Raw genomic sequence first — 22964 nt, forward strand, 5'->3', positions numbered from 1 at the left:
CATCACTCAGTGTTGCTCGACGCGCCGTAGCGCCGACGCAGATCCGTAAGCCGGAGCGGTCGTTGCGTCCTCGGACGGCCGCCACGGCCGCAAAGCCCCAGAGAAGTGCCACAGGCGCCGCCGCACCCTCTCAGGATCAGCGTTCCGGCTGCTCAGACAGGGTACGGCGGCGCCTTCACATCAGATGTCCCTGAAGATCTCGATCTGCGCCCCGATGGAGTTGAGGCGTTCGGCGAGGTCCTCGTAGCCGCGGTTGATGACGTACACGTTGCGCAGCACGGACGTGCCGTCGGCCGCCATCATGGCCAGCAGGACGACCACCGCGGGCCGCAGCGCGGGCGGGCACATCATCTCGGCGGCGCGCCAGCGGGTCGGGCCCTCGACCAGGACCCGGTGCGGGTCGAGGAGCTGGAGGCGGCCGCCCAGCCGGTTCAGGTCCGTCAGGTAGATGGCGCGGTTGTCGTAGACCCAGTCGTGGATCAGCGTCTGGCCCTGCGCGACGGCCGCGATGGCCGCGAAGAACGGCACGTTGTCGATGTTCAGGCCGGGGAACGGCATCGGGTGGATCTTGTCGATCGGCGCCTCCAGCTTGGAGGGCCGGACCGTCAGGTCCACCAGGCGGGTACGGCCGTTGTCCGCGAAGTACTCCGGTGTGCGGTCGTGGTCGAGGCCCATCTCCTCCAGGACCGCCAGCTCGATCTCCAGGAACTCGATGGGGACGCGGCGCACGGTCAGCTCCGACTCCGTCACCACCGCGGCGGCCAGCAGGCTCATCGCCTCGACCGGGTCCTCGGAGGGGGAGTAGTCGACGTCGACGTCGATGTCCGGTACGCCGTGCACGGTGAGCGTGGTGGTGCCGATGCCCTCGACCTTGACGCCCAGCGCCTCCAGGAAGAAGCACAGGTCCTGGACCATGTAGTTGGAGGAGGCGTTGCGGATGACCGTGACGCCGTCGTGCCGGGCCGCGGCCAGCAGCGCGTTCTCGGTCACGGTGTCGCCGCGCTCGGTCAGCACGATCGGCCGGTCGGGGCGGACCGTGTGGTCGACCTGCGCGTGGTACTGACCCTCGGTCGCCGCGATGTCCAGGCCGAACCGGCGCAGCGCGATCATGTGCGGCTCGATGGTCCGGGTGCCGAGGTCGCAGCCGCCGGCGTAGGGCAGCTTGAAGCGGTCCATGACGTGCAGCAGCGGACCGAGGAACATGATGATCGAGCGGGTGCGGACGGCGGCCTCGGCGTCGATCGACGCCATCTCCAGCCGGGCCGGCGGCACGATCTCCAGGTCGACGCCGCCGTTGATCCAGCGGGTGCGCACGCCGATCGAGCCGAGCACCTCCAGCAGGCGGTAGACCTCCTCGATACGGGCGACCCGGCGCAGCACCGTGCGGCCCCGGTTGAGCAGGGTGGCGCACAGCAGCGCCACGCACGCGTTCTTGCTCGTCTTGACGTCGATGGCACCGGACAGCCGACGGCCGCCGACCACCCGCAGATGCATCGGACCCGCGTAGCCGAGAGAGACGATTTCGCTGTCCAGCGCTTCGCCGATCCGGGCGATCATCTCAAGGCTGATGTTCTGGTTGCCGCGTTCGATGCGATTGACGGCGCTCTGACTGGTACTGAGTGCCTCGGCGAGCTGTGCCTGTGACCAGCCACGGTGCTGCCGGGCGTCACGGATGAGCTTGCCGATGCGTACGAGGTAGTCGTCTGCCATGGGACTGAGGCTATCTCAGATATGAGATGGCACCTTCCGAGGGGGGCCATTCGGGTGATGTGCCGTCACCGGCGCTTGGCGGTACGGGTGCGCCGCCACCCGAAAGGTCCGGGCAAATCCATCGATGTCGTACGACGTCCGGTGCTGCTGCGGGTGTGCCGGGGGCCGTGTTCTCCGCCGGTCGTGATCGACCAGGAGTGTCGGTTGATGTTCAGGCGGACCCCGGGCAGGATCCGGAAGCTCTTGCGGAAGGTGAGGGGCATCGGGGCCTCCGTTCGGGCGAGAGGGTGTCCTGCTGTGCTGCGTCTACCCCGACTCGGCCCACTGATGGCCGTGCTTCCGTGGAGTTGTCGTGAGGCGGAGCCGAATATCGGCATGGCGGAGCAGGGCCGGGCATGACCATCCAGCCCCCATGTACTAGAGTTATCTCGACATCGAGATATCTGCCGAGGCGCCCCGCTGCCGCCCCACTAGTAAGGGTTACCTAACTTAGCCTCACCTTAGCGGATCGGCCAAGTTGGTGTGGCGGCAGGATCGACGGTGGTACGCGCACATCAATGAAGGAGACTGTCGTGTCGGCGAACAGCTTCGACGCCCGCAGCACGCTGCAGGTGGGCGACGAGTCGTACGAGATCTTCCGGCTGGACAAGGTGGAAGGCTCGGCTCGCCTTCCGTACAGCCTGAAGGTGCTGCTGGAGAACCTGCTCCGCACCGAGGACGGCGCGAACATCACCGCCGACCACATCCGCGCGCTCGGCGACTGGGACTCCCAGGCGCAGCCGTCGCAGGAGATCCAGTTCACGCCGGCCCGCGTGATCATGCAGGACTTCACCGGCGTGCCCTGCGTCGTGGACCTCGCCACCATGCGTGAGGCCGTCAAGGAGCTCGGCGGCGACCCGGCCAAGGTCAACCCGCTCTCCCCGGCCGAGCTGGTCATCGACCACTCCGTCATCGCCGACAAGTTCGGCACGAAGGACGCCTTCGGCCAGAACGTCGAGCTGGAGTACGGCCGCAACAAGGAGCGCTACCAGTTCCTGCGCTGGGGCCAGACCGCGTTCGACGACTTCAAGGTCGTCCCGCCGGGCACCGGCATCGTCCACCAGGTGAACATCGAGCACCTGGCGCGCACGGTCATGGTCCGAGGCGGTCAGGCCTACCCCGACACCCTCGTCGGCACCGACTCGCACACCACCATGGTCAACGGCCTCGGCGTGCTCGGCTGGGGCGTCGGCGGCATCGAGGCCGAGGCCGCGATGCTCGGCCAGCCGGTCTCCATGCTCATCCCGCGCGTGGTCGGCTTCAAGCTCACCGGCGAGCTGCCCACCGGCACCACCGCCACCGACCTCGTGCTGACCATCACCGAGATGCTGCGCAAGCACGGTGTCGTCGGCAAGTTCGTCGAGTTCTACGGCGAGGGCGTGGCCGCCACGTCGCTGGCCAACCGCGCCACCATCGGCAACATGTCGCCGGAGTTCGGCTCCACCGCCGCGATCTTCCCGATCGACGGCGAGACCCTGAACTACCTCAAGCTCACCGGCCGCTCCGAGCAGCAGGTCGCGCTCGTCGAGGCGTACGCCAAGGAGCAGGGCCTCTGGCTCGACCCGGCCGCCGAGCCCGACTTCTCCGAGAAGCTGGAGCTGGACCTGTCGACGGTCGTCCCGTCGATCGCCGGCCCGAAGCGCCCGCAGGACCGCATCGTCCTCGCCGACGCCGCCGAGCAGTTCAAGACGGACGTCCGCAACTACGTGGACACCGCCGACGAGGCGGGCAAGGAGTCCTTCCCGGCCTCCGACGCCCCGGCCTCCTCCAACGGCGTCCCGTCCAACCCGGTCACGGTCACGGCCCCCGACGGCTCGACCTACGAGATCGACCACGGTGCGGTGACGGTCGCGGCCATCACCTCCTGCACCAACACCTCGAACCCGTACGTCATGGTCGCCGCCGCGCTCGTCGCGAAGAAGGCCGTGGAGAAGGGCCTGACCCGCAAGCCGTGGGTCAAGACCACCCTCGCCCCCGGCTCCAAGGTCGTCACCGACTACTTCGACAAGGCGGGGCTCACCCCCTACCTCGACAAGGTCGGCTTCAACCTGGTCGGCTACGGCTGCACCACCTGCATCGGCAACTCCGGCCCGCTGCCGGACGAGGTCTCCAAGGCCGTCAACGACCACGACCTCGCGGTCACCTCGGTCCTCTCCGGCAACCGGAACTTCGAGGGCCGTATCAACCCCGACGTCAAGATGAACTACCTGGCCTCCCCGCCGCTGGTCGTCGCCTACGCCCTCGCGGGCTCCATGAAGGTGGACATCACCCGCGACGCGCTCGGCACCGACACCGAGGGCAAGCCGGTCTACCTGGCCGACATCTGGCCCTCCGAGGCCGAGGTCAACGACGTCGTGGCGAACGCCATCGGCGAGGACATGTTCAGCAAGTCCTACCAGGACGTCTTCGCCGGCGACGCCCAGTGGCAGGCGCTGCCGATCCCCGAGGGCGACACCTTCGAGTGGGACCCGCAGTCGACGTACGTCCGCAAGCCCCCTTACTTCGAGGGCATGACGATGGAGACCACCCCGGTCTCGGACATCGCCGGCGCGCGCGTCCTCGCCAAGCTCGGCGACTCGGTCACCACCGACCACATCTCCCCGGCCGGTGCGATCAAGGCCGACACCCCCGGAGGCAAGTACCTCACGGAGCACGGTGTCGAGCGTCGTGACTTCAACAGCTACGGCTCGCGCCGCGGCAACCACGAGGTCATGATCCGCGGTACGTTCGCCAACATCCGCCTGCGCAACCAGATCGCGCCGGGCACCGAGGGCGGCTACACCCGCGACTTCACCCAGGACGGCGCCCCCGTCTCCTTCATCTACGACGCCTCGCGCAACTACATCGAGCAGGGCATCCCGCTGGTCATCCTGGCCGGCAAGGAGTACGGCTCCGGCTCGTCCCGCGACTGGGCCGCCAAGGGCACCGCGCTCCTCGGCGTCAAGGCCGTCGTCGCCGAGTCGTACGAGCGCATCCACCGCTCGAACCTCATCGGCATGGGCGTCCTGCCGCTCCAGTTCCCGGAGGGCGCGAACGCCGAGTCCCTCGGTCTGACCGGCGAGGAGACCTTCTCCATCACCGGCGTCGAGGAGCTCAACAACGGCACCACCCCGCGCACGGTCAAGGTCAGCACCGACACCGGTGTGGAGTTCGACGCGGTCGTCCGCATCGACACCCCCGGTGAGGCGGACTACTACCGCAACGGCGGCATCATGCAGTACGTGCTGCGCAACCTGATCCGCAAGTAGGCACCCGCCGAACGGCGAAGGGCCGCATCCCCCGCACCGGGGATGCGGCCCTTCGCCGTGTCCGCCGTCCGCCGTCCGCCGTCCGCCGTCCGCCGTCTGCGTCCGCGTCTCCGCCTCCGCGGTCCCGGGGCGGTCTCCGCTCCGTCCGGCCGTCACCGTCCCGCCCTCCGCCCTCCGCCCTCCGCCCTCCGCCCTCCGCCCTCCGGCCAGGTCATCGCCGGTCCTCAGGGTGAACACAGGGTTCCCCCAGCGGACCGGGACAGGATCGGTACATGACTGGCACCTCTGGGCTCCGAAGCGGCCGTGTCCGTGCGCGGACCGTCGACGACGAGCCCCCGTTCGACCTGCCCGGCCCCACGCCCGGCCGCCGGCCGTGCCGTCTGCCCGGCCGCCCGTCGGGCCGTCTGCCCGGCCGCCCGTCGGGCCGTCTGCCCGGCGGGCCGTCCGGCCGCCACACCCTTCGTACGCGGCTGCTCCTCCTCATCGGCGTCACCCTCGCCGCCGTGTGCGCCGCGATGGCACTCACCACCGCCCTGGTCCAACGCGCCTATCTGCTGGGGAACCTGGACGACCGGGTCACCGACGCCGCCGAACACAGCCTGGGCGGGGCCGCGCTCCACCCGGACCTCGACCGGGACCTGACCTTCCTCGGCGAGCGCGGGCACCCGGCCGGGATGCTCGCCGCCCGTCTCGACGACCACGGCCGCGTGCTGGCCGCCGCCCTGGTGGACGAGGACGCGCCGCCACGGAACCTCACCGACGCCCAGAGCGCGGCCCTGGCGCACCTCGCGGCCGACGGCTCGCCGCACACCCGCGACGTGCCCGGCCTCGGCACCTACCGGGTCACCGCGCTGGAGGCGGACGGCGTCCGGGTCCTCGCCGGACTGCCGATGGACGACGTCCAGGACCTGATCAGCCGGCTGGTGAAGGCGGAGGGCGGCGTCGCCGTGGCCGGCCTCACCGCCGCGGGCTGCGTGTGCGCCGTGGTCATACGGCGCCAGCTGCGCCCCCTCGGCCGGGTCGCCGCCACCGCCGTCGCCGTCTCCCACGCCCCGCTGGGCCGGGGCGAGGGCACCGCCCTCACCCGGGTGCCGGAGCGGGACACCGACCCGGGCAGCGAGGCCGGCCAGGTCGGGGCCGCCCTCAACCGCATGATCGACCAGGTGGAGTCCTCGCTGGCCGAACGCCGGCGCAGCGAGGAGCGGATGCGCCACAGCGAGGAGCGGATGCGCCGCTTCCTCGCCGACGCCAGCCATGAACTGCGCACCCCGCTCGCCTCCATCGCCGGATACGCGGAGCTGATGAACCGCGGTACCGGCCAGGGCGAGCCGCTGCTGGCCTGGCGCCGGGTCTCCGCCGAGTCGGCCCGGATGACGGGCCTGGTCGAGAACCTGCTGCTGCTCGCCCGGCTCGACGAGGGCCGTCCGCTCCAGTCGGCCGAGGTGGACCTGGCCTCGCTGGTCGCCGAGGCGGTGTGGGACGCGCGGGCCGCGGGCGACGGCCACGACTGGCAACTGGACCTGCGTCTCGGCGCACCGCCCGTGGTGGTCGGCGACGAGGTACGGCTGCACCAGGTCGTGGCCAACCTGCTGGCCAACGCGCGGACCCACACCCCGGCGGGTACGACGGTCGTCGTCAGTGTGGAGACCACCGCGGGGGGCCGCGGCGCGGGCTGCGTCGTCCGGGTCCGCGACGACGGGCCCGGTATCCCGTCCGATCTGCTCCCCTCGGTCTTCGAGCGGTTCACCCGGGGCGACGCCTCCCGGAGCCGGGCGGCCGGCGCGGCGGGCGGTTCAGGTCTCGGCCTCGCCGTCGCCGCGGCGATCACCACCGCGCACGGGGGCCGCGTCGACGTGCGCAGCGAGCCGGGCCGCACGGAGTTCACCGTCGAACTGCCGCTCACGGCCGACGCCCCGGCCGACATCGCGGACGGCGACGCCGAGGAAGTCGTACGACCGGACGGCGTCCGTCAGGTCGGCGTCCGTCAGGTCGGCCGCCCCGCCGCCCAGGTGGTACGGACCGACGGGTGACCACGCCGCTACGAGAGCCGGTCCGTCCGTCGGCCGGGGAAGGACACGGCTCCCTACGGCGGCCCACCGGCAATCCCGGCGCCGCCCGTTTACAACTCCGGCGTCCGGCGCTACCTTCCGCACCAGGGGGTGGGAGCGCTCCCACCCGGTGGACCGGAACCCGCCCGGAAGCGCTCCCGCCCCCCTGTCGCCCGCGCGCCTGCGGCGCGCGCGTACGCGCACGCACGTTCCTCACGACCGTCGAGCGAAGGGACGTCCCTCCGTCATGTTGCCTGACATGTCTATGACATTAACGGGCGAGTCGTCGCCCGCGCCCCCGCGACGGCTGCGGCGATCACCGCGTCCGGCCTCCCGCAGCGCCCTGTTCCTCGTCCTCCTGGCCCTGCTCACGACCGTTCCGGCCCTCGGCCTGATCCTCACGGCCGGCGGTCCGGCGGAAGCCCACGGCACCCCGATGAAGCCCGGCAGTCGCACCTTCCTGTGCTGGCAGGACGGGCTCACCGACACCGGGGAGATCAAGCCGGTCAACCCGGCCTGCAAGGCCGCTCAGCAGGTCAGCGGCACCACCCCGTTCTACAACTGGTTCTCCGTGCTGCGCTCCGACGGCGCCGGCCGCACCCGCGGCTTCGTGCCCGACGGCTCGCTGTGCAGCGGCGGGAACCCCAACTTCACAGGCTTCGACCTGCCGCGCGGCGACTGGCCGCTGACCCACCTCACCTCGGGTGCGACCGTCGACTTCTCGTACAACGCCTGGGCCGCGCACCCCGGTTGGTTCTACGTCTACATCACCAAGGACGGCTTCGACCCGACCAGGACCCTCACCTGGAACGACATGGAGGACCAGCCGTTCCTCACCGTCGACCACCCCCCGCTCAACGGCACCCCCGGCACGGTCGAGGCCAACTACTCCTGGTCCGGGAAGCTCCCGGCCGGCAAGTCGGGACGGCACATCGTCTACATGGTCTGGCAGCGCTCGGACAGCGCGGAGACCTTCTACTCCTGCTCCGACGTCGTCTTCGACGGCGGCAACGGCGAGGTGACCGGAATCCACGACCCGGGCAACCCGACCGACCCGGTCCCGGGCACCTGCACCGCCACCCGCCGGACCACCAACAGCTGGAACGGCGGCTACCAGTCCGAGGTGACCGTCACCAACTCGGGCGACGTCCCGATGCTGGGCTGGATGGTCGACTGGACCCTGCCGAGCGGTCAGTCGGTGGCCAGCCTCTGGAACGGCAACGCCACCTACAGCGGGCAGGACGTGATGGTGCACAACGCCGACTGGAACGGCTCACTGAGTCCGGGGCAGAGCGCGACGTTCGGATACGTCGTCTCCGGCTCCGGCGGGGACAGCGCGGCGGCTCTGCCCTGTCAGGTGGGCTGAGCCGCCGCTCTGGGCGGACCCGTGGGGCCGAGCCGGTGCCCTCCGGGTCCGCGGGCCGGTCGGTCCCGTAGGGGGGTCGGTGCGACCGGGCGGAACATGGCTTGGGGAATCCGTGGTGCGACAACGTTGTCTTCTGATCTGCGTATGACTCTACCGTCACAGCAGACAACGATGTCAAGAGTCGGGAGCATCATTCCGGGCGAGGTGGGCCCGCACGGGGGACGCGCCCTTCCGCGGTACGGCCGGCGCACGCTACTGTCCCTGCGGCTTGTGCGACCCGTGGTGCGCGACCCGTCCGGAGGAGGAGGGGCCGCGTCATGCGTTTCCGTCCCGTGTCACTGTCGCTGTTACTGGCCGTCGCGCTCGCGGCCGGCGGCAGCACCCCCGCCCTCGCGGCGACCGCCGCGACCACCGCGCCACCGACCGTCCTGGTCGACGACCCGACCCCGTACGTCGATCCGCTCATCGGCACCAGGAACGGAGGCGATGTCTTCCCCGGCGCGGTCACGCCGTTCGGCATGTTCTCCTTCAGCCCCGAGAACACGCGGGGCGACGCCACCCGCACCGCGGCGCCCGGCGGCTACCAGTACGACGCCACCCGCATCCGCGGCTTCAGCCTCACCCACATGTCGGGCACCGGCTGCGCGGGCGGCAGCGGCGACATCCCGTTCTTCCCGTACGCGGGCGAGGTCACCTCGTCCCCGGCGAGCGACACCAAGGACGCGGTGTACGCCTCCGACTTCAGTCACGCCGACGAGACGGCCGGACCCGGCCACTACCGGGTGGGCCTCGCCTCCGGAGTCACCGCCGACCTCACCGCGACCGCCCGTACCGGCTCGGCCCGCTTCGACTACCCTGCCGGCAAGCCCGCCTCGCTGCTGGTGCGCACCGCCAACTCCGAGGTGGGCTCCACCGATTCGACGGTCGAGATCGACCCCGCGGCCCGTACCGTCTCCGGCTCGGTGACCTCCGGCAACTTCTGCGGCTACCTCGACCCGGAGGGCCGACGGGCCTACTACACCCTCTACTTCACCGCCCACTTCGACCGCGCGTTCAAGGCGACCGGCACCTGGCAGGACGACCGGCTCACCCCGGGATCCACCTCCGCGAGCGGCGGCACCGGCGGCTTCTCGGCGGGCGGGCGGCCAGTCGCGGGCAAGGGGGCGGGCGGCTATGTCGAGTTCGAGCCCGGCACCGGCCCGGTGAACGTCAAGGTCGGCATCTCCTACGTCAGCCGCGCAGGCGCCGAGGCCAACCTCAGAGCCGAGAACCCGCCGGGCCGCTCCTTCGACAAGGTGCGCGCAGCGGCCGAACGGGCCTGGCGCGAGCGGCTGTCCGCGATCCGGGTCGGCGGCGGCACGGACGCGGAACGCACCACCTTCTACACCGCGCTCTACCACGCGCTGCTGCACCCGAACGTGATCAGCGACGCCGACCGCCGCTACCGGGGCGCCGACGACAAGGTGCACCGGGTCGGCGGCGGCCACCGGGCGCAGTACGGCACCTTCTCCGGCTGGGACGTCTACCGCTCCCAGGTCCAGCTCCTCACCCTGCTCGATCCGCGCACCGGCTCGGACGTCGCGCAGTCGCTGTACGAACTGGCGCGGCAGAACGGGGGAGTCTGGGACCGCTGGCTGCACGGCGCGAGCGGCACCCACGTCATGAACGGCGACCCGTCGCCCATCGCGCTGGCCGGCATCCGGGCCTTCGGCGGCACGGACTTCGATCTGCGCGGCGCGCTGGCCTCGCTGGTGAAGGCGGCCACGGTCCCGACCGAGCAGGACCTGTCGGCGGCCGGCAAACCGGTGCTGTCGGCCGGACAACGCCCGTCCCTCGACAAGTACCTCGACCTGCACTACATGCCGTCCGTCTCCAACGCCTGGGGCGGCGCGGCCGAGACCCTGGAGATGTCCGGCGCCGACTACGCGCTCTCCCGGCTCGCCACGGCCGCCGGGCGGAAGGACACCGCGGCCGACTTCGCCCGCCGCGCCCAGTGGTGGCAGAACAGCTTCAACCTCGCCGCCGACCCCTCCGGCGGCTACATCGCCAACCGCAAGGCCGACGGCAGCTGGGTCACGGGCTTCACCCCGGCCACCGGCAACGGCTTCGTCGAGGGCACGGCGGCCCAGTACACCTGGATGGTGCAGCACGACCCGGCCGGGCTGTTCGCCGCGATGGGCGGCCGCGACAAGGCGCTCGCCCGGCTCGACACCTTCTTCCACGACGCCGACGGCGGCTGGGCGTTCACCGGCAGCGGCGGCGAGAAGTCCGAGCTGGACAACGAGCCGTCGACCAACGTGCCCTACCTGTACGATTACGCGGGCGCGCCCTACAGGACCCAGGAGACCGTCCGCGCGGCGATGACCCGGCTGTGGTCGACCCAGCCCGGCGGCATCCCCGGCAACGACGACCTCGGCGCCATGTCGTCCTGGTACGTCTTCTCCGCCCTCGGCATGTACCCACAGGTCCCGTCCCGGGCCGAACTCGTCCTCGCCTCACCGCTGTTCGATCGCATCGAGATCAGCAGGCCGCACGGCGGCGACATCTCGATCCGGGCGAAGGGCGCGGCGGCGGACGCGCCGTACATCAGATCCCTGAAGGTCGACGGCCGCAGCACCGAACGGCCCTGGCTGCCCGCCTCGCTGGTGCGGGACGGCGGCCGCCTGGACTACACGCTCTCCGCCACCCCCGACCGCACCTGGGGCAGCGACCCGGCCGACGCCCCGCCGTCCTTCCGGGCCGGCGAACAGCCGTACCAGATCGGGGTCGGACCCACCACGGCGACGCTCGCGCCCGGCGGCAGCGCCGAGTTGAGCATCCGGGCGCTGGCGCTGAACGGAGGTACCGGCCCGGAGGTGCGCTACCGGGTCGAGACGCCCGCCGGGGTCACGGCGAGTCCCGCCGAGGGCACGGTGACCGACGGCTCCCAGGGCATCACGCTCACCGCGGACCCCGCCGCGCACCAGGGCTTCTACGACGTGCGGGTCACCGTGACCTCGGGCGACACCTCCTACCGGCAGCCGGTGGCGCTGACGGTCGCCGCCCCCGGCACCCTCCTCGCCGCGTACGACAACACCGGTGTCTCGGACGACGTCGGCGACCACGACGAGGCGGACTACGACGGCGGCGGCTGGAGCTACTCGCGCCAGGCCCTCGCCGCCGCCGGTCTCACCCCGGGCGCGCCGGGCACGGTGAACGGACTCGCCTTCACCTGGCCCGACTCGCCGAGCGCCCGCCCGGACAACGTCTCGGCGGCCGGACAGACCATCGAACTGGACCGGCCCGCAGGGACGTTGTCCTTCATCGGCAGCGCCGTCAACGGCAACCAGCGGGCCAGGGCGACCGTGACGTACACCGACGGCGGCACCGACACCGTCGACCTGTCCTTCACCGACTGGACGGTCGGCGGCGGCGGGGGCACCGTCCAGTACGGCAACACGGTCGTGGCCAGGACCGCCTACCGCAATGTGGCGGGCGCGGACCGGGATCCGGTGGTGACCTACGTCTTCGCCACCGAGCCGTTCACGGCCCCGGCCGGCAAGGCCGTCGCGTCGGTCCGGCTCCCGGACGACACCGATCTCCACGTCTTCGCCGTCGCCGTGGGTTGACGAAGCCGAAAAGCCGAAAAGATGTGCCCTCGCCCGTTCCGCTGGCGGGGGCACATCGCCGCGTGCAAGCATCCCTGGATGGGGAAACGGCCGCTGTTGCCCGAGGAGTTCCGGGCCGAAGCGCGTACGGCTTTCGCGTTCCTGGTGGACGGCGAGGGCTTCTGTCCTGCGGAGGACATCGAGGGGGGCCTGCGCTACCGGCGCGCGGACCTGATGGTCCGCGTCTGGTTCCTGGGCGGCGCCGAGTCCGAGGTGCTGACCAGGCTGGTACCGGTGGCGCCGGACGGCACCAGAGGCACCGGTGCCTGGCTGGACGACCTGTACGCGGCGGCCGAGTGCGGCCCGTCCCGGGACGTCCCGGCCTTCGCGGCCACCCGCAGAGCGGTGGTCCGGCGGGTCCATCAGCACGCGGACGCGCTGCGCAGACTGCTGCCCAGACTGCCCCGGCAGCCCGTCGCGTCCTGAGCGGCGCGCCCGGCAGCCCGCAGAGCTCCGAACCGTGTACGCGAAGGGACGGGCCCGTCACCGGACCCGCCCCCTCACCGGCACCGCGTCAGGCCGTCACGCCAGCAGTTCCACCTCCGCCAGCGTCGACTCGCCGTCCAGGACCAGCCGGTAGTGCGCGTACGAGCCCGGTGACCCGACCGAGAAGGCGCGGGTCTGCCGGTCCCAGGCGAACGACTGCCCGGTGCGCCGGTCCAGGGTCTGCCAGGTGGTGCCGTCGGACGAGCCCTGAAGGGTCCAGCCCGTCGGGGCCTTCGTACGGTCGGCGGACGAGGTGAGCGTGTACTGGACGCCCTTGGTGCTCGCGCCGACGGGCAGGTCCACCGAGGTCACCGTCGCGTCCGTCGCCGAGGTGTTGTCGAACAGGGCGCCGGGGCCCTTCAGGACGTCCGCGCGCGGGGTGGGCACCTGGTCGTCCCGGGTGATCGACACGGGCCCCGCGTTCTTGCCGCTGCCCCAGGAGGACGGCTTCGGCCCCATGGCGAAGTCCAGCGTCCCGCCCTTGGCGAGCAGCGCGTGGGGGAGCGAAGTCGACGTCCAGGTACGGCCGTTCACCTTCAAGCCTTGAACGTAGACGTTCCGCGTGCTGTTCCGGGGCGCCCTGACGACCAGGTCCTTGCCGTTCTCCAGATGGACGGTCGCCTTGGTGAACAGCGGTGAGCCGACGGCGTATTCGCCGCTGCCCATCACCAGCGGGTAGAAGCCGAGCGCGGAGAACAGGTACCAGGCCGACTGCTCGCCGTTGTCCTCGTCGCCGTGGTAGCCCTGGCCGATCGAGCTGCCGGTGTAGAGCCGGGAGAGGACCTCGCGGACGTTCTGCTGCGTCTTCCAGGGCTGGCCCGCCGCGTCGTACATGTAGGTGACGTGGTGCGCCACCTGGTTGGAGTGCCCGTACATGCCCATCCGCACGTCCCGGGCCTCGGTCATCTCGTGGATGACACCGCCGTAGGAGCCCACGACGTCCGGCGAGGCGGTCTCGGGGGTGGCGAAGTAGGCGTCGAGCTTCTTCGCCAGGCCGTCGCGGCCGCCGTAGAGGTTGGCCAGGCCCCGGCTGTCCTGCGGGGCGGTGAAGGCGTAGCCCCAGCCGTTGGTCTCGGTGTAGTCGTAGCCCCACACCCGCGGGTCGTACTGCGACGACGCCAGGCGCCAGTCGCCCTTGGCGTCCCGGCCCTGGAAGAACCCGGCCTGCGGGTCGAAGAGGTTCACGTAGTCCCGGGCCCGGTTGAGGAAGTAGGCCGACTCCTCCTTGTAGCGCTTCTCGCCGGTCTTGCGGTACAGGGCCTGTCCCATCTCGGCGATGCCGTAGTCGTTGAGGTAGCCCTCCAGCGCCCAGGACAGGCCCTCGTGGGTGTCGGTGCTGGTGTAGCCGAGGAAGGGGGAGGTCGCCATGCCCTTGCGGCCCACGCCCGAGGACGGCGGTACGACCGTCGCGTTCTTCACGGCGGCCTCGTACGCCGCCTTCGCGTCGAAGCCGACGCCCTTGACGTACGCGTCCGCGAACGCGACGTCGGAGGAGGTGCCGGTCATCAGGTCCGCGTAACCGGGCGAGGACCAGCGCGAGGTCCAGCCGCCGTCCTTGTACTGCTGCACGAACCCGTCGACCATCTCCCCGGCCTGACGTGGGGTCAGCAGCGAGTAGGCGGGCCAGGTGGTGCGATAGGTGTCCCAGAAGCCGTTGTTGATGTACACCTTGCCGTCGACGATCTTCGCGCCGGTGTGCGTGGGGGTGTCGGGGGAGGGCATCGGCGAGAACGGCGAGGCGTACTGGTACTTGGAACCGACCTTCTCGAAGCCGGAGTTGGGGTACAGGTACAGCCGGTACAGGCTGGAGTAGAGCGTGGTCAGCTGGTCCGGTGTGGCGCCCTCGACCTCGACCTTGCCGAGCAGTCGGTCCCACTGGCCGCGGGCCCGCTTGCGCACCGTGTCGAAGGAGGTGCCGTCGGGGATCTCCTGGCGCAGGTTGTCCTTGGCCTGGTCGAGGCCGATGAGGGAGGTGGCCAGCCGCAGCGTGACGGTGCGGTCGGCGCCGGCGTCGAACCGCAGATAGCCCTTGACCCCGCTGGAGGAACCGTCCTTGACCGGCTTGTCGAAGACGCCGTAGACGAACAGCCGGGTCGCGCCGGTCGACAGCCCGGACTTCACGTCCGAGTAGCCGCTGAAGGTGCCGGTGGCCGGGTCGAGGGTGAGCCCCGCCTGCTCGGTGACGTTGTCGAAGAGGACGCTCGCGTCGTCGCCGGGATAGGTGAAGCGCAGGGCCGCCGCGTGGTCGGTCGGCGCCATCTCCGCCTTCAGCCCGTTCTCGAACCGCACCCCGTAGTAGTACGGCCGAGCGGTCTCGTTCTCGTGCCGGAAGGCCAGTTGGCGGGCCGTGCGGCCGGTGTCCGGGGTGCCCGCGGCGGCCGAGGGCATCACCTGGAAGGTCTGCCGGTCGCCCATCCAGGGGCTGGGCTCGTGGCTCGCGCTGAACGCCTGGATCGTCGGGAGGTTGTCGGCGTTGTTCGCACGTGCGTAGTCGTACAGCCAGCTCAGCGAGGACGCGTTGGTCACCGGCGTCCAGAAGTTGAAGCCGTGCGGCACGGCCGTCGCGGGGAAGGTGTTGCCGCGGGAGAAGGAGCCGCTGGAGTTGGTGCCGCGGGTGGTGAGCGCGTAGTCCGCCAGATGGGCCTTCGGCTTCTGCGGCGCCGCGGTGCGGATCTTCACGTCGTCGAGCCAGCCGCGGAACTTCGCCGGGCCGCCCGGGGAGTCGTACGCCACCAGGATCCGGTCGACCGTCTTGCCGGCCGCGACCGACCCGATCCGCGCGACGACGTCGTTCCACTGGTTGACGTAGAGCACCTTGGAGGCACCCTGCCCCTGGGGGGTGAGCGCGAATCCGTGCTGGTCGGTGGCGCCCAGCCCGCTCAGATAGGTGCCGTCGGTGAAGGCCAGGTCCACGGCGACGTCGGTGGCGTCGTAGTCGCGGTCGCCGTCCGCCATGGACGGGAAGATCCGGTAGGCCAGTTCGGTGTCGCGGCCGACGGCCACGTTCACGTCGAAGAGCTTGTTGTACGAGTACGCACGCCCCGCCGCCGTGTGCCGTCCGGCGTAACGCAGGGCCCGCGTGCCGGTGTACCCGGCGCCCGACTTGGCGGTGGGCGAGCCGCTCGGGCCCCGGTCCACCAGCGAGAGCATCGCGGGCGGGACGGGCCCGGCGCCGCCGCCGGTGGAGAACTGCACGTCGGCGAGCTGGACGATGCCGGAGGCGCCGTTGTTGCGGGTGACCTCCAGCCGGAAGTGCCGGTAGCCGGCGGCCGGTTCGGCGAGATCGTAGGACTTCGTCTGGAACCGTTCGGCGAAGCTCTCGCCGGAGCGGGTGTCGAGGGTCGTCCACTGCGTGCCGTCGGCGGACCCCTTCAGGGTCCAGTCCCGCGGGTCGCGTTCGGCGTAGTCGTTGGCCGAGGTGAGGGCGTACGTCACGAGGGTCAGCGGCTTGTCGAGGTCGAACTCGACCCAGCCGGTCGGCTCGAAGGCCAGCCACTTGGTGCCCGGTTCACCGTCGACGAGGTTCTCCTTCACCTCGCCCGCGCCGGTGTTCTCGCCGCTCGCCCGTAAGTCGGTGACGTGGTCGGTGGCGTTGCCCGGGATGCCGGTGCTGTAGCCGCCGTCGACGCCCGAGGCCCGGTCGCTGCCGTCGGCGGCCGTGTCGACGGTGCTGGACCAGTCCGGGGCCGGGTCGCCCGCCTCGAACGAGGAGCTGAACTCCCGGTCCGCCGCCGCGGTCGCGGGCTGCGCGACCGCGGCTCCCTGCGCACCCACCGCCATGACAAAGGCGGCCGTCAAGGCGACCGCCGTACCCCATCCGTGCCGAGTTCTGTGCCGCATCCGGGGGAGCCCTCCCTGCTTTGGACAACGTTGTCAACTTTCAGGCGCAGGGACCAGTAGTGGTGCAAGTGGCCCTTGCTGTCAAGGGTGTTGACTGAGGCATTCGGGCTCTATGTCGCGGATTTATCCGGCAAGGCGCCCACAGGCGGCTCATATTTCCGGGAGGTCTCAACTCGGAAAAGACCGATGACCAACGTTGCATTCGATCTTGCCCTGTTGGCGTGAAGTGGACTATACCTGTCGGCGATTCGAGGAACTGCACGTCCTGTACGACCCTGCTTGACCTGACCGCGGTGCCGGGAGGATCCGGTTCACCGCCTGAGTCCTGTGAGAAGGCGAGGACTTGAGCATGGGATCCACTTCCGCAGAGAACCACGGTTCCGAAGGTGTGGGCCGTCGCGCCCTGATTCAGCGGTCGGCCGCGCTCGGCCTGATCTCCGTACCGACGATGAGCTTCCTGTCCGCCTGTGCCAGCGGTGGCGGAAGTGACGACTCCACGAAGGACACCAACAAGGGGAAGACCAGCAAGGACAATCCCTTCGGAGTGGAGAAGGGCAGCAAGCTCGACGTCGTCATCTTCAAGGGCGGCTACGGCGACGACTACGCCAAGGCGTGGGAGTCGACCTTCCAGAAGACGGCCGGCGTCACCTCGACCCACACCGGCACCCAGGAGATCAGCGGCAAGCTCCAGCCGCGCTTCAACGCGGGCAACCCGCCGGACATCGTCGACGACTCCGGCGCCCAGCAGATCAAGGTCGACGTCCTCTACAAGAACGACCAGCTGCTCGACCTCGCCGAGGTCCTGGACGCGCCCTCGGTCGACGACCCCTCCAAGAAGGTCCGCGACACCCTGATCCCCGGCACCACCGACCCGGGCCTGCAGGAGGGCAAGGTCGTCGCCCTCAACTACATCTACACGGTGTGGGGCCTGTGGTACTCCGGCAAGCTCTTCAAGGAGAAGGGCTGGAGCGAGCCCAAGACCTGGGACGACTTCCTCGCCATCTGCAAGGACGCCAAGTCCCAGGGCATCGGCGGCCTCGCGCACCAGGGCAAGTACCCGTACTACATCAATGTCGCCATCATGGACATGATCGCCAAGAAGGGCGGTCTGGACGCCATGAAGGCGATCGACAACCTGGACCCGAAGGCGTTCGTCGGCTCCGACGCCGCACAGGCCGGCATCGAGGCGATCTACGAGATCGTCGAGAAGGGCTATCTGATGCCCGGCACGAACGGTCTGACCCACACCGAGTCGCAGACCCGCTGGAACCAGTACAAGGCCGCCTTCATCACCTGCGGTTCCTGGCTGGAGAACGAGCAGCTCAAGCAGACCCCGGACGACTTCGACATGAAGTTCATGCCGATGCCCCTGCTGCCCGGCAGCGCGATGCCGTTCGAGGCGATCCGGGCCGGCTCCGGCGAGCCGTTCATCATCCCCAAGAAGGCCAAGAACCTGCCCGCCGCCAAGGAGTTCATGCGGCGGATGCTGTCCAAGGAGTGGTCGACCTCGTTCGCCAAGGAGGCCAACTCGCTGACCATCCTCAAGGACGGCGTCGACTCCGCCGTCCAGCTCCGGCCGGGCACCCAGTCCACGGTCGAGGCGTCCAAGGCGGCCGGTGACAACACCTTCCGGTTCCTGTACACGGAGTGGTACAGCGAGATGGGCGCGTCCATCGAGGCGGCCTCCAACGAGCTCATGTCCAAGCGCATCCAGCCCAAGGAGTGGCTGAAGCGGGCGCAGGCGGCGGTCGACAAGGCGGCCAAGGACCCGGCGTCCAAGAAGAACCACCGCGACTGACCGCGCTCGACGAGGCGGACCCCGGGCCGGAATCCGCTCCGGCCCGGGGGAAGGACACCAGGGGCAGGAACGCCATGCGCAAAGGGCAGTACAGGTTCGTCGCGGGATTTCTCCTCGTTCCCGTGGCGCTTTATCTGATCTTCGTCATCTGGCCGTACATCCAGACGTTCGGCTATTCGCTGACGGACTGGAAGGGACAGTCGCAGACCTTCGACTTCGTGGGCTTGGACAACTACAAGACCCTCTTCCAGGACGACGTCTTCCTGAAGGCCATCTGGCACAACATCCAGTTCCTGGTGTTCATCCCGGTGATCACCATTCTGCTGTCGATCTTCTTCGCCTTCATGGTGAACGTGGGTGGACGCAGTCGTGCCGGCGGCGTCAGCGGGGTCGCCGGGTCGTCGTTCTACAAAATCGTCTACTTCTTCCCGCAGGTGCTGTCGCTCGCCATTCTCGCGGTGCTCTTCAACGCGGTGTACCGCAGCGACGGCGGCGGCATGCTCAACGGCCTGCTCATCAAACTGGGACTGGTCGACCCCGACAGCCCGGTGGAATGGCTCAACGAGCCCGGCATCGTGCGCTGGGCGCTCATCCTGGTCGTCGTCTGGCACGGCGTCGGCTTCTACCTGGTGCTGTTCTCGGCCGCCATGCAGTCGATCCCGAGGGACGTCTACGAGGCCGCCCTCATCGACGGAGCCGGCCGCGCCCAGTCCTTCTTCCGCATCACGCTTCCGCTGCTGTGGGACACCGTCCAGACCGCCTGGGTGTACCTGGGCATCGTGGCCATGGACATGTTCGTCCTGGTCTCGTCGATGACCGCGAGCATGGGCGCCTACGGCGGCGGGCCCAACCACGAGAGCGACGTCATGTCGACCGTGATGATGCGCAACTTCCTCTACTTCGGAAAGAGCGGCTACGCCTGTGCGATGGGCGTGATCATGCTGCTGCTCACCCTGGTCCTGTCCGTGGTCACACTGCGCGCCACCCGCCGTGAGCGCATCGAGTTCTGAGCGGGAGAGACGACGACGATGAGCACCCCCATCAAGGAGACCACGCAGGTCCCCGCCCAGCGGTCCGCGGGCAGGACCCCGGTCCGCCCCGACGGCCGGCCCCGCGAGGGCGTCGTGCTGAACGCCTTCTCGCACGGGTTCCTCGCCCTGTGGGCCCTGCTGATCGTGCTGCCGCTGGTGTGGCTGGTCCTCAGCTCCTTCAAGACCGACGCCCAGATCGGCGGCTCGGCCTTCGGCTGGCCGCAGCACTGGTCCCTGGACGTGTTCTCCCGGGCCTGGAAGACCGGTATCGGCGACTACCTCCTCAACACCGTCATCGTGCTGGTGTTCTCGGTGCCGCTGACGATGCTGTTCGGCTCGATGGCCGCGTACGTGCTGGCCCGCTACCGGTTCCCGGGCAACCGGTTCCTCTACTACTTCTTCGTCGCCGGCGCGATGTTCCCGGTGTTCCTGGCCCTGGTGCCGCTGTTCTTCATGGTCAAGCGCCTGGACATGCTGAACACCTACCAGGGCCTGATCCTGGTCTACGTCGCCTACTCGCTGCCGTTCACGGTGTTCTTCATGCACGCCTTCTTCCGGACCCTGCCGACGGCGGTCTTCGAGGCGGCGATCCTCGACGGGGCCTCGCACACCCGGACGTTCTTCCAGGTCATGCTGCCGATGGCGAAGCCCGGCCTGATCAGTGTCGGGATCTTCAACACGCTGGGCCAGTGGAACCAGTTCATCCTGCCGACGGTCCTGATGCAGCCGCAGAGCGGCGACGACCCCGAGCGCTACGTGCTCACCCAGGGACTGATCCAGCTCCAGCAGCAGATGGGCTACGCGACCGACCTGCCGGTCCTCTTCGCGGGCGTGACCATCGCGATGATCCCGATGCTGGTGGTCTATCTGTCCTTCCAGCGCCAGGTCCAGGCGGGACTGACCTCGGCGACGCTGAAGTAGCGCTCCGCAGGCGCCCGCGCGCACACCGTTCCCGGGGTCGGGAGCGGTGTGCGCCGCTGCGCGCGGTACCCCGGAAATTGTTCAACCTCTTGACGGGAGGCAACCCGAACGGCTCAGCTTAGAGTTCACTAGTTGGACATAGACGGGGCCTCATCGAGGCGGTCCCGTGCGCAGGAGGTCGTTTTGGAGACTCCAGGGTCGCAGTCTTCGCTGCACCGAGCCAACCTGGAGCGGGTCGTCCGTGCCGTCCGGCTGGCGGGATCGCTCACCCAGGCGGAGATCGCGAGGACGACGGGCCTGTCGGCGGCGACGGTCTCCAACATCGTCCGTGAACTCAAGGACGGCGGGACCGTCGAGGTCACGCCCACCTCGGCGGGTGGCCGCCGGGCCCGCAGCGTCTCGCTGAGCGGCGCCGCCGGCATCGTCATCGGGGTCGATTTCGGCCATACGCACCTACGGGTCGCGGTGGGCAATCTGGCCCATCAGGTCCTGGCCGAGGAGTCCGAGCCGCTGGACGTCGACGCCTCCTCCGCCCAGGGCTTCGACCGGGCGGAAGAGCTGGTCAACCGCTTGATCGCGGCCACCGGAGTGGACCGTTCCAAGATCGCGGGCGTGGGCCTGGGCGTGCCCGGGCCGATCGACGTGGAGTCCGGCACCCTGGGCTCGACCGCGATCCTGCCGGGCTGGAGCGGCAGCAGACCCGCGGAGGAGATGCGGGGGCGGCTCGGCGTGCCCGTCCACGTGGACAACGACGCCAACCTCGGCGCCCTCGGCGAGCTGGTCTGGGGCAGCGGCCGGGGCGTGCGTGATCTTGCTTACATCAAGGTGTCCAGCGGGGTCGGCGCGGGGCTGGTGATCGACGGGAAGATCTACCGGGGCCCCGGCGGAACCGCAGGAGAAATCGGACATATTACACTCGATGAGTCGGGTCCCGTCTGCCGCTGCGGCAACCGGGGCTGCCTGGAGACCTTCACGGCCGCGCGCTACGTGCTGCCGCTGCTCCAGCCCAGTCACGGCATGGATCTGACCATGGAGAGCGTGGTGAGACTGGCCAGGGACGGAGATCCGGGATGCCGTCGCGTGATCGGCGACGTCGGCCGCCACGTCGGCAGCGGGGTCGCGAATCTCTGCAACCTGCTCAACCCCAGCCGGGTGGTCCTGGGCGGCGATCTCGCCGAGGCCGGCGAGCTGGTCCTGGGGCCCATCAGGGAGTCCGTGGGGCGCTATGCCATCCCCAGTGCGGCCCGCCAGCTCTCGGTGCTCCCGGGGACGCTCGGGGGTCGCGCCGAGGTGCTCGGAGCGCTCGCTCTCGCACTCAATGAGATGGGTGATTCGACCCTTTTGGACGGCTCCTTGGGTGCCGCGGCGCCTGCCTTCACTTAGAGAACGAAACACGTCGTTGCCAACCCGTTAAGTATTTACTTCTTGACGTCGAACCTGTGGCCGAGTTGACTCCAACCCACCTCGGCCGCAGCGTTGCGGCCCTGTCAGGGAGGCACCACCAATGAACAACACGATGCGTAGAGTCGTCATCGGTACCGCTGCCGTTTCCATGGCCCTTTCGGTGGCCGCCTGCGGCAAGGCCGGCGACAAGGACTCCGGCAGCAGCAGCTCCTCCTCGTCGGACAGCAAGACCATCGGTCTCCTGCTTCCCGACAGCGTCACCGCGCGCTACGAGAAGTTCGACAAGCCGCTGTTCGAGGCCAAGGTCAAGGAGCTGTGCTCGGACTGCAACGTCGAGTACGCGAACGCGGCCGGCGACGCTGCCAAGCAGGCCCAGCAGGTCAGCAGCATGATCACCAAGGGCGTCAAGGTCCTCGTGATCTCCGCTCAGGACTCGGCCGCCATCAAGTCCTCCATCCAGACCGCGGTGGACAAGGGCATCAAGGTCGTCGCGTACGACCGTCTCGCCCAGGGCCCGGTCTCGGCCTACGTGTCCTTCGACAACCAGAAGGTCGGCGAGCTCCAGGGTGAGGCCCTCCTCGCCGCGCTCGGCTCCAAGGCCACCCCGAAGTCGAAGATCGTCATGATCAACGGCGACGACGCCGACCCGAACGCCGGTCAGTTCAAGGCGGGTGCCCACAAGGCCCTCGACGGCAAGGTCGACATCGCGTACGAGCAGTCCGGTCTGTGGAAGGACACGGTCGCCGCGCAGAAGGTGTCCGCCGCCATCACGCAGCTCGGTGCCAAGAACATCGCGGGCGTCTACTCCGCCAACGACGGCATGGCCGGTGGTATCGCCAACACCCTCAAGGGCGCGAAGATCAGCGGCATCCCGCTGACGGGCCAGGACGCCGAGCTCGCGGGCATCCAGCGCATCGTCGCCGGCACCCAGTCCTCCACGGTCTACAAGGCCTTCAAGCCGGAGGCGGACGCCGCTGCCCAGCTCGCGGTCAACCTGCTCCAGGGCAAGGACATCAAGTCCCTGGCCACCCAGGAGCTCACCAGCGGCTCCGGCGACAAGGTGCCCTCGCAGCTGCTGACCCCGGTCTCGGTCACCAAGGCCAACATCAAGGACACGGTGATCAAGGACGGTCTGTACTCCGTCGCCGACATCTGCACCGCGGACTTCGCCGCGGCCTGCAAGGCTGCCGGCCTGCAGTAAGCAGTTCGTCTCGGGCGACCACCCGCACCCCGGGTGGCCGCCCGAGTCATGACCGCCCGGCGGTCCCGCGAACCTGTCCGACGCCTGCCCCACCTTCACACCCCGCTGCGGGGCGGGCGTCGGATGGAACCGTTGCGAAGCGCGACGGATTCGCGCATGTTCATCTTGTAAACCTTGTGCTTTTCGCACATCCCTCCGCGCCTGTTTGATCTAGCGCGGCATCCC

General features: G+C 69.7%; 13 protein-coding genes. 10 read left to right on the forward strand and 3 right to left on the reverse strand.

Annotated features, from left to right (window positions below):
- Positions 1-180: 180 nt before the first annotated feature.
- Entirely contained in the window at positions 181-1710 is a 1530-nt protein-coding gene (locus ACWC24_RS08485; protein ID WP_450662054.1) for a UDP-N-acetylglucosamine 1-carboxyvinyltransferase, read from the reverse strand.
- Positions 1711-1775: 65 nt separating this feature from the next.
- Entirely contained in the window at positions 1776-1973 is a 198-nt protein-coding gene (locus ACWC24_RS08490) for a DUF4236 domain-containing protein (RefSeq protein ID WP_450662055.1), read from the reverse strand.
- A gap of 309 nt (positions 1974-2282) precedes the next feature.
- Here ACWC24_RS08490 and acnA point away from each other — a divergent pair, with 309 nt between their 5' ends.
- From acnA to ACWC24_RS08515, 5 genes are all read left to right on the forward strand, one after another.
- Positions 2283-4997, forward strand: coding sequence for an aconitate hydratase AcnA (acnA, locus tag ACWC24_RS08495; protein WP_450662056.1), 2715 nt, complete (start codon positions 2283-2285; stop codon positions 4995-4997).
- Between the two features lie 515 nt (positions 4998-5512).
- On the forward strand, positions 5513-7027 hold the full coding sequence (locus ACWC24_RS08500; protein WP_450662182.1) for a HAMP domain-containing sensor histidine kinase: 1515 nt from the start codon (positions 5513-5515) through the stop codon (positions 7025-7027).
- Positions 7028-7304: 277 nt separating this feature from the next.
- Positions 7305-8411, forward strand: a complete 1107-nt coding sequence (locus ACWC24_RS08505; RefSeq protein ID WP_450662057.1) for a lytic polysaccharide monooxygenase auxiliary activity family 9 protein — start codon at positions 7305-7307, stop codon at positions 8409-8411.
- A gap of 317 nt (positions 8412-8728) precedes the next feature.
- Complete coding sequence (locus ACWC24_RS08510; RefSeq protein WP_450662058.1) at positions 8729-12019, forward strand: GH92 family glycosyl hydrolase; 3291 nt, start codon at positions 8729-8731, stop codon at positions 12017-12019.
- A 78-nt stretch (positions 12020-12097) separates the two neighbouring features.
- Positions 12098-12484: a hypothetical protein gene (locus ACWC24_RS08515; protein ID WP_450662059.1), complete on the forward strand. Its 387-nt coding sequence runs from the start codon at positions 12098-12100 to the stop codon at positions 12482-12484.
- Between the two features lie 96 nt (positions 12485-12580).
- On the opposite strand, the gene ACWC24_RS08520 is transcribed toward ACWC24_RS08515, so the two are convergent.
- Positions 12581-16324, reverse strand: coding sequence for a GH92 family glycosyl hydrolase (locus tag ACWC24_RS08520; RefSeq protein ID WP_450662183.1), 3744 nt, complete (start codon positions 16322-16324; stop codon positions 12581-12583).
- 409 nt (positions 16325-16733) lie between these two features.
- On the opposite strand from ACWC24_RS08520, the gene ngcE reads away from it, so the two are divergent.
- The 5 genes from ngcE to ACWC24_RS08545 all read left to right on the forward strand — a co-directional run bounded on the left by ngcE (position 16734) and on the right by ACWC24_RS08545 (position 22739).
- Positions 16734-18182, forward strand: coding sequence for an N-acetylglucosamine/diacetylchitobiose ABC transporter substrate-binding protein (gene ngcE / locus ACWC24_RS08525; RefSeq protein WP_450662060.1), 1449 nt, complete (start codon positions 16734-16736; stop codon positions 18180-18182).
- Between the two features lie 74 nt (positions 18183-18256).
- Positions 18257-19192, forward strand: a complete 936-nt coding sequence (locus ACWC24_RS08530; protein WP_450662061.1) for a carbohydrate ABC transporter permease — start codon at positions 18257-18259, stop codon at positions 19190-19192.
- Positions 19193-19210: 18 nt separating this feature from the next.
- Entirely contained in the window at positions 19211-20134 is a 924-nt protein-coding gene (locus tag ACWC24_RS08535; RefSeq protein WP_450662062.1) for a carbohydrate ABC transporter permease, read from the forward strand.
- Positions 20135-20317: 183 nt separating this feature from the next.
- Positions 20318-21517, forward strand: coding sequence for an ROK family transcriptional regulator (locus ACWC24_RS08540; protein WP_450662063.1), 1200 nt, complete (start codon positions 20318-20320; stop codon positions 21515-21517).
- 121 nt (positions 21518-21638) lie between these two features.
- Positions 21639-22739, forward strand: a complete 1101-nt coding sequence (locus ACWC24_RS08545; RefSeq protein WP_351604498.1) for a sugar ABC transporter substrate-binding protein — start codon at positions 21639-21641, stop codon at positions 22737-22739.
- Positions 22740-22964 lie beyond the last annotated feature (225 nt).

The organism is Streptomyces sp. NPDC001443 (assembly GCF_053597355.1).

What these genes read in the sequence shown, in the direction of transcription:
- ngcE (WP_450662060.1), top strand. Translation starts at nt 16,734, where the DNA reads ATGGGATCCACTTCCGCAGAGAACCACGGTTCCGAAGGTGTGGGCCGT.
- ACWC24_RS08535 (WP_450662062.1), top strand. Translation starts at nt 19,211, where the DNA reads ATGAGCACCCCCATCAAGGAGACCACGCAGGTCCCCGCCCAGCGGTCC.
- ACWC24_RS08545 (WP_351604498.1), top strand. Translation starts at nt 21,639, where the DNA reads ATGAACAACACGATGCGTAGAGTCGTCATCGGTACCGCTGCCGTTTCC.
- ACWC24_RS08485 (WP_450662054.1), bottom strand. Translation starts at nt 1,710, where the DNA reads ATGGCAGACGACTACCTCGTACGCATCGGCAAGCTCATCCGTGACGCC.
- ACWC24_RS08500 (WP_450662182.1), top strand. Translation starts at nt 5,513, where the DNA reads ATGGCACTCACCACCGCCCTGGTCCAACGCGCCTATCTGCTGGGGAAC.
- ACWC24_RS08510 (WP_450662058.1), top strand. Translation starts at nt 8,729, where the DNA reads ATGCGTTTCCGTCCCGTGTCACTGTCGCTGTTACTGGCCGTCGCGCTC.
- ACWC24_RS08505 (WP_450662057.1), top strand. Translation starts at nt 7,305, where the DNA reads ATGTCTATGACATTAACGGGCGAGTCGTCGCCCGCGCCCCCGCGACGG.
- ACWC24_RS08490 (WP_450662055.1), bottom strand. Translation starts at nt 1,973, where the DNA reads ATGCCCCTCACCTTCCGCAAGAGCTTCCGGATCCTGCCCGGGGTCCGC.
- ACWC24_RS08520 (WP_450662183.1), bottom strand. Translation starts at nt 16,324, where the DNA reads ATGGCGGTGGGTGCGCAGGGAGCCGCGGTCGCGCAGCCCGCGACCGCG.
- ACWC24_RS08515 (WP_450662059.1), top strand. Translation starts at nt 12,098, where the DNA reads ATGGGGAAACGGCCGCTGTTGCCCGAGGAGTTCCGGGCCGAAGCGCGT.
- ACWC24_RS08530 (WP_450662061.1), top strand. Translation starts at nt 18,257, where the DNA reads ATGCGCAAAGGGCAGTACAGGTTCGTCGCGGGATTTCTCCTCGTTCCC.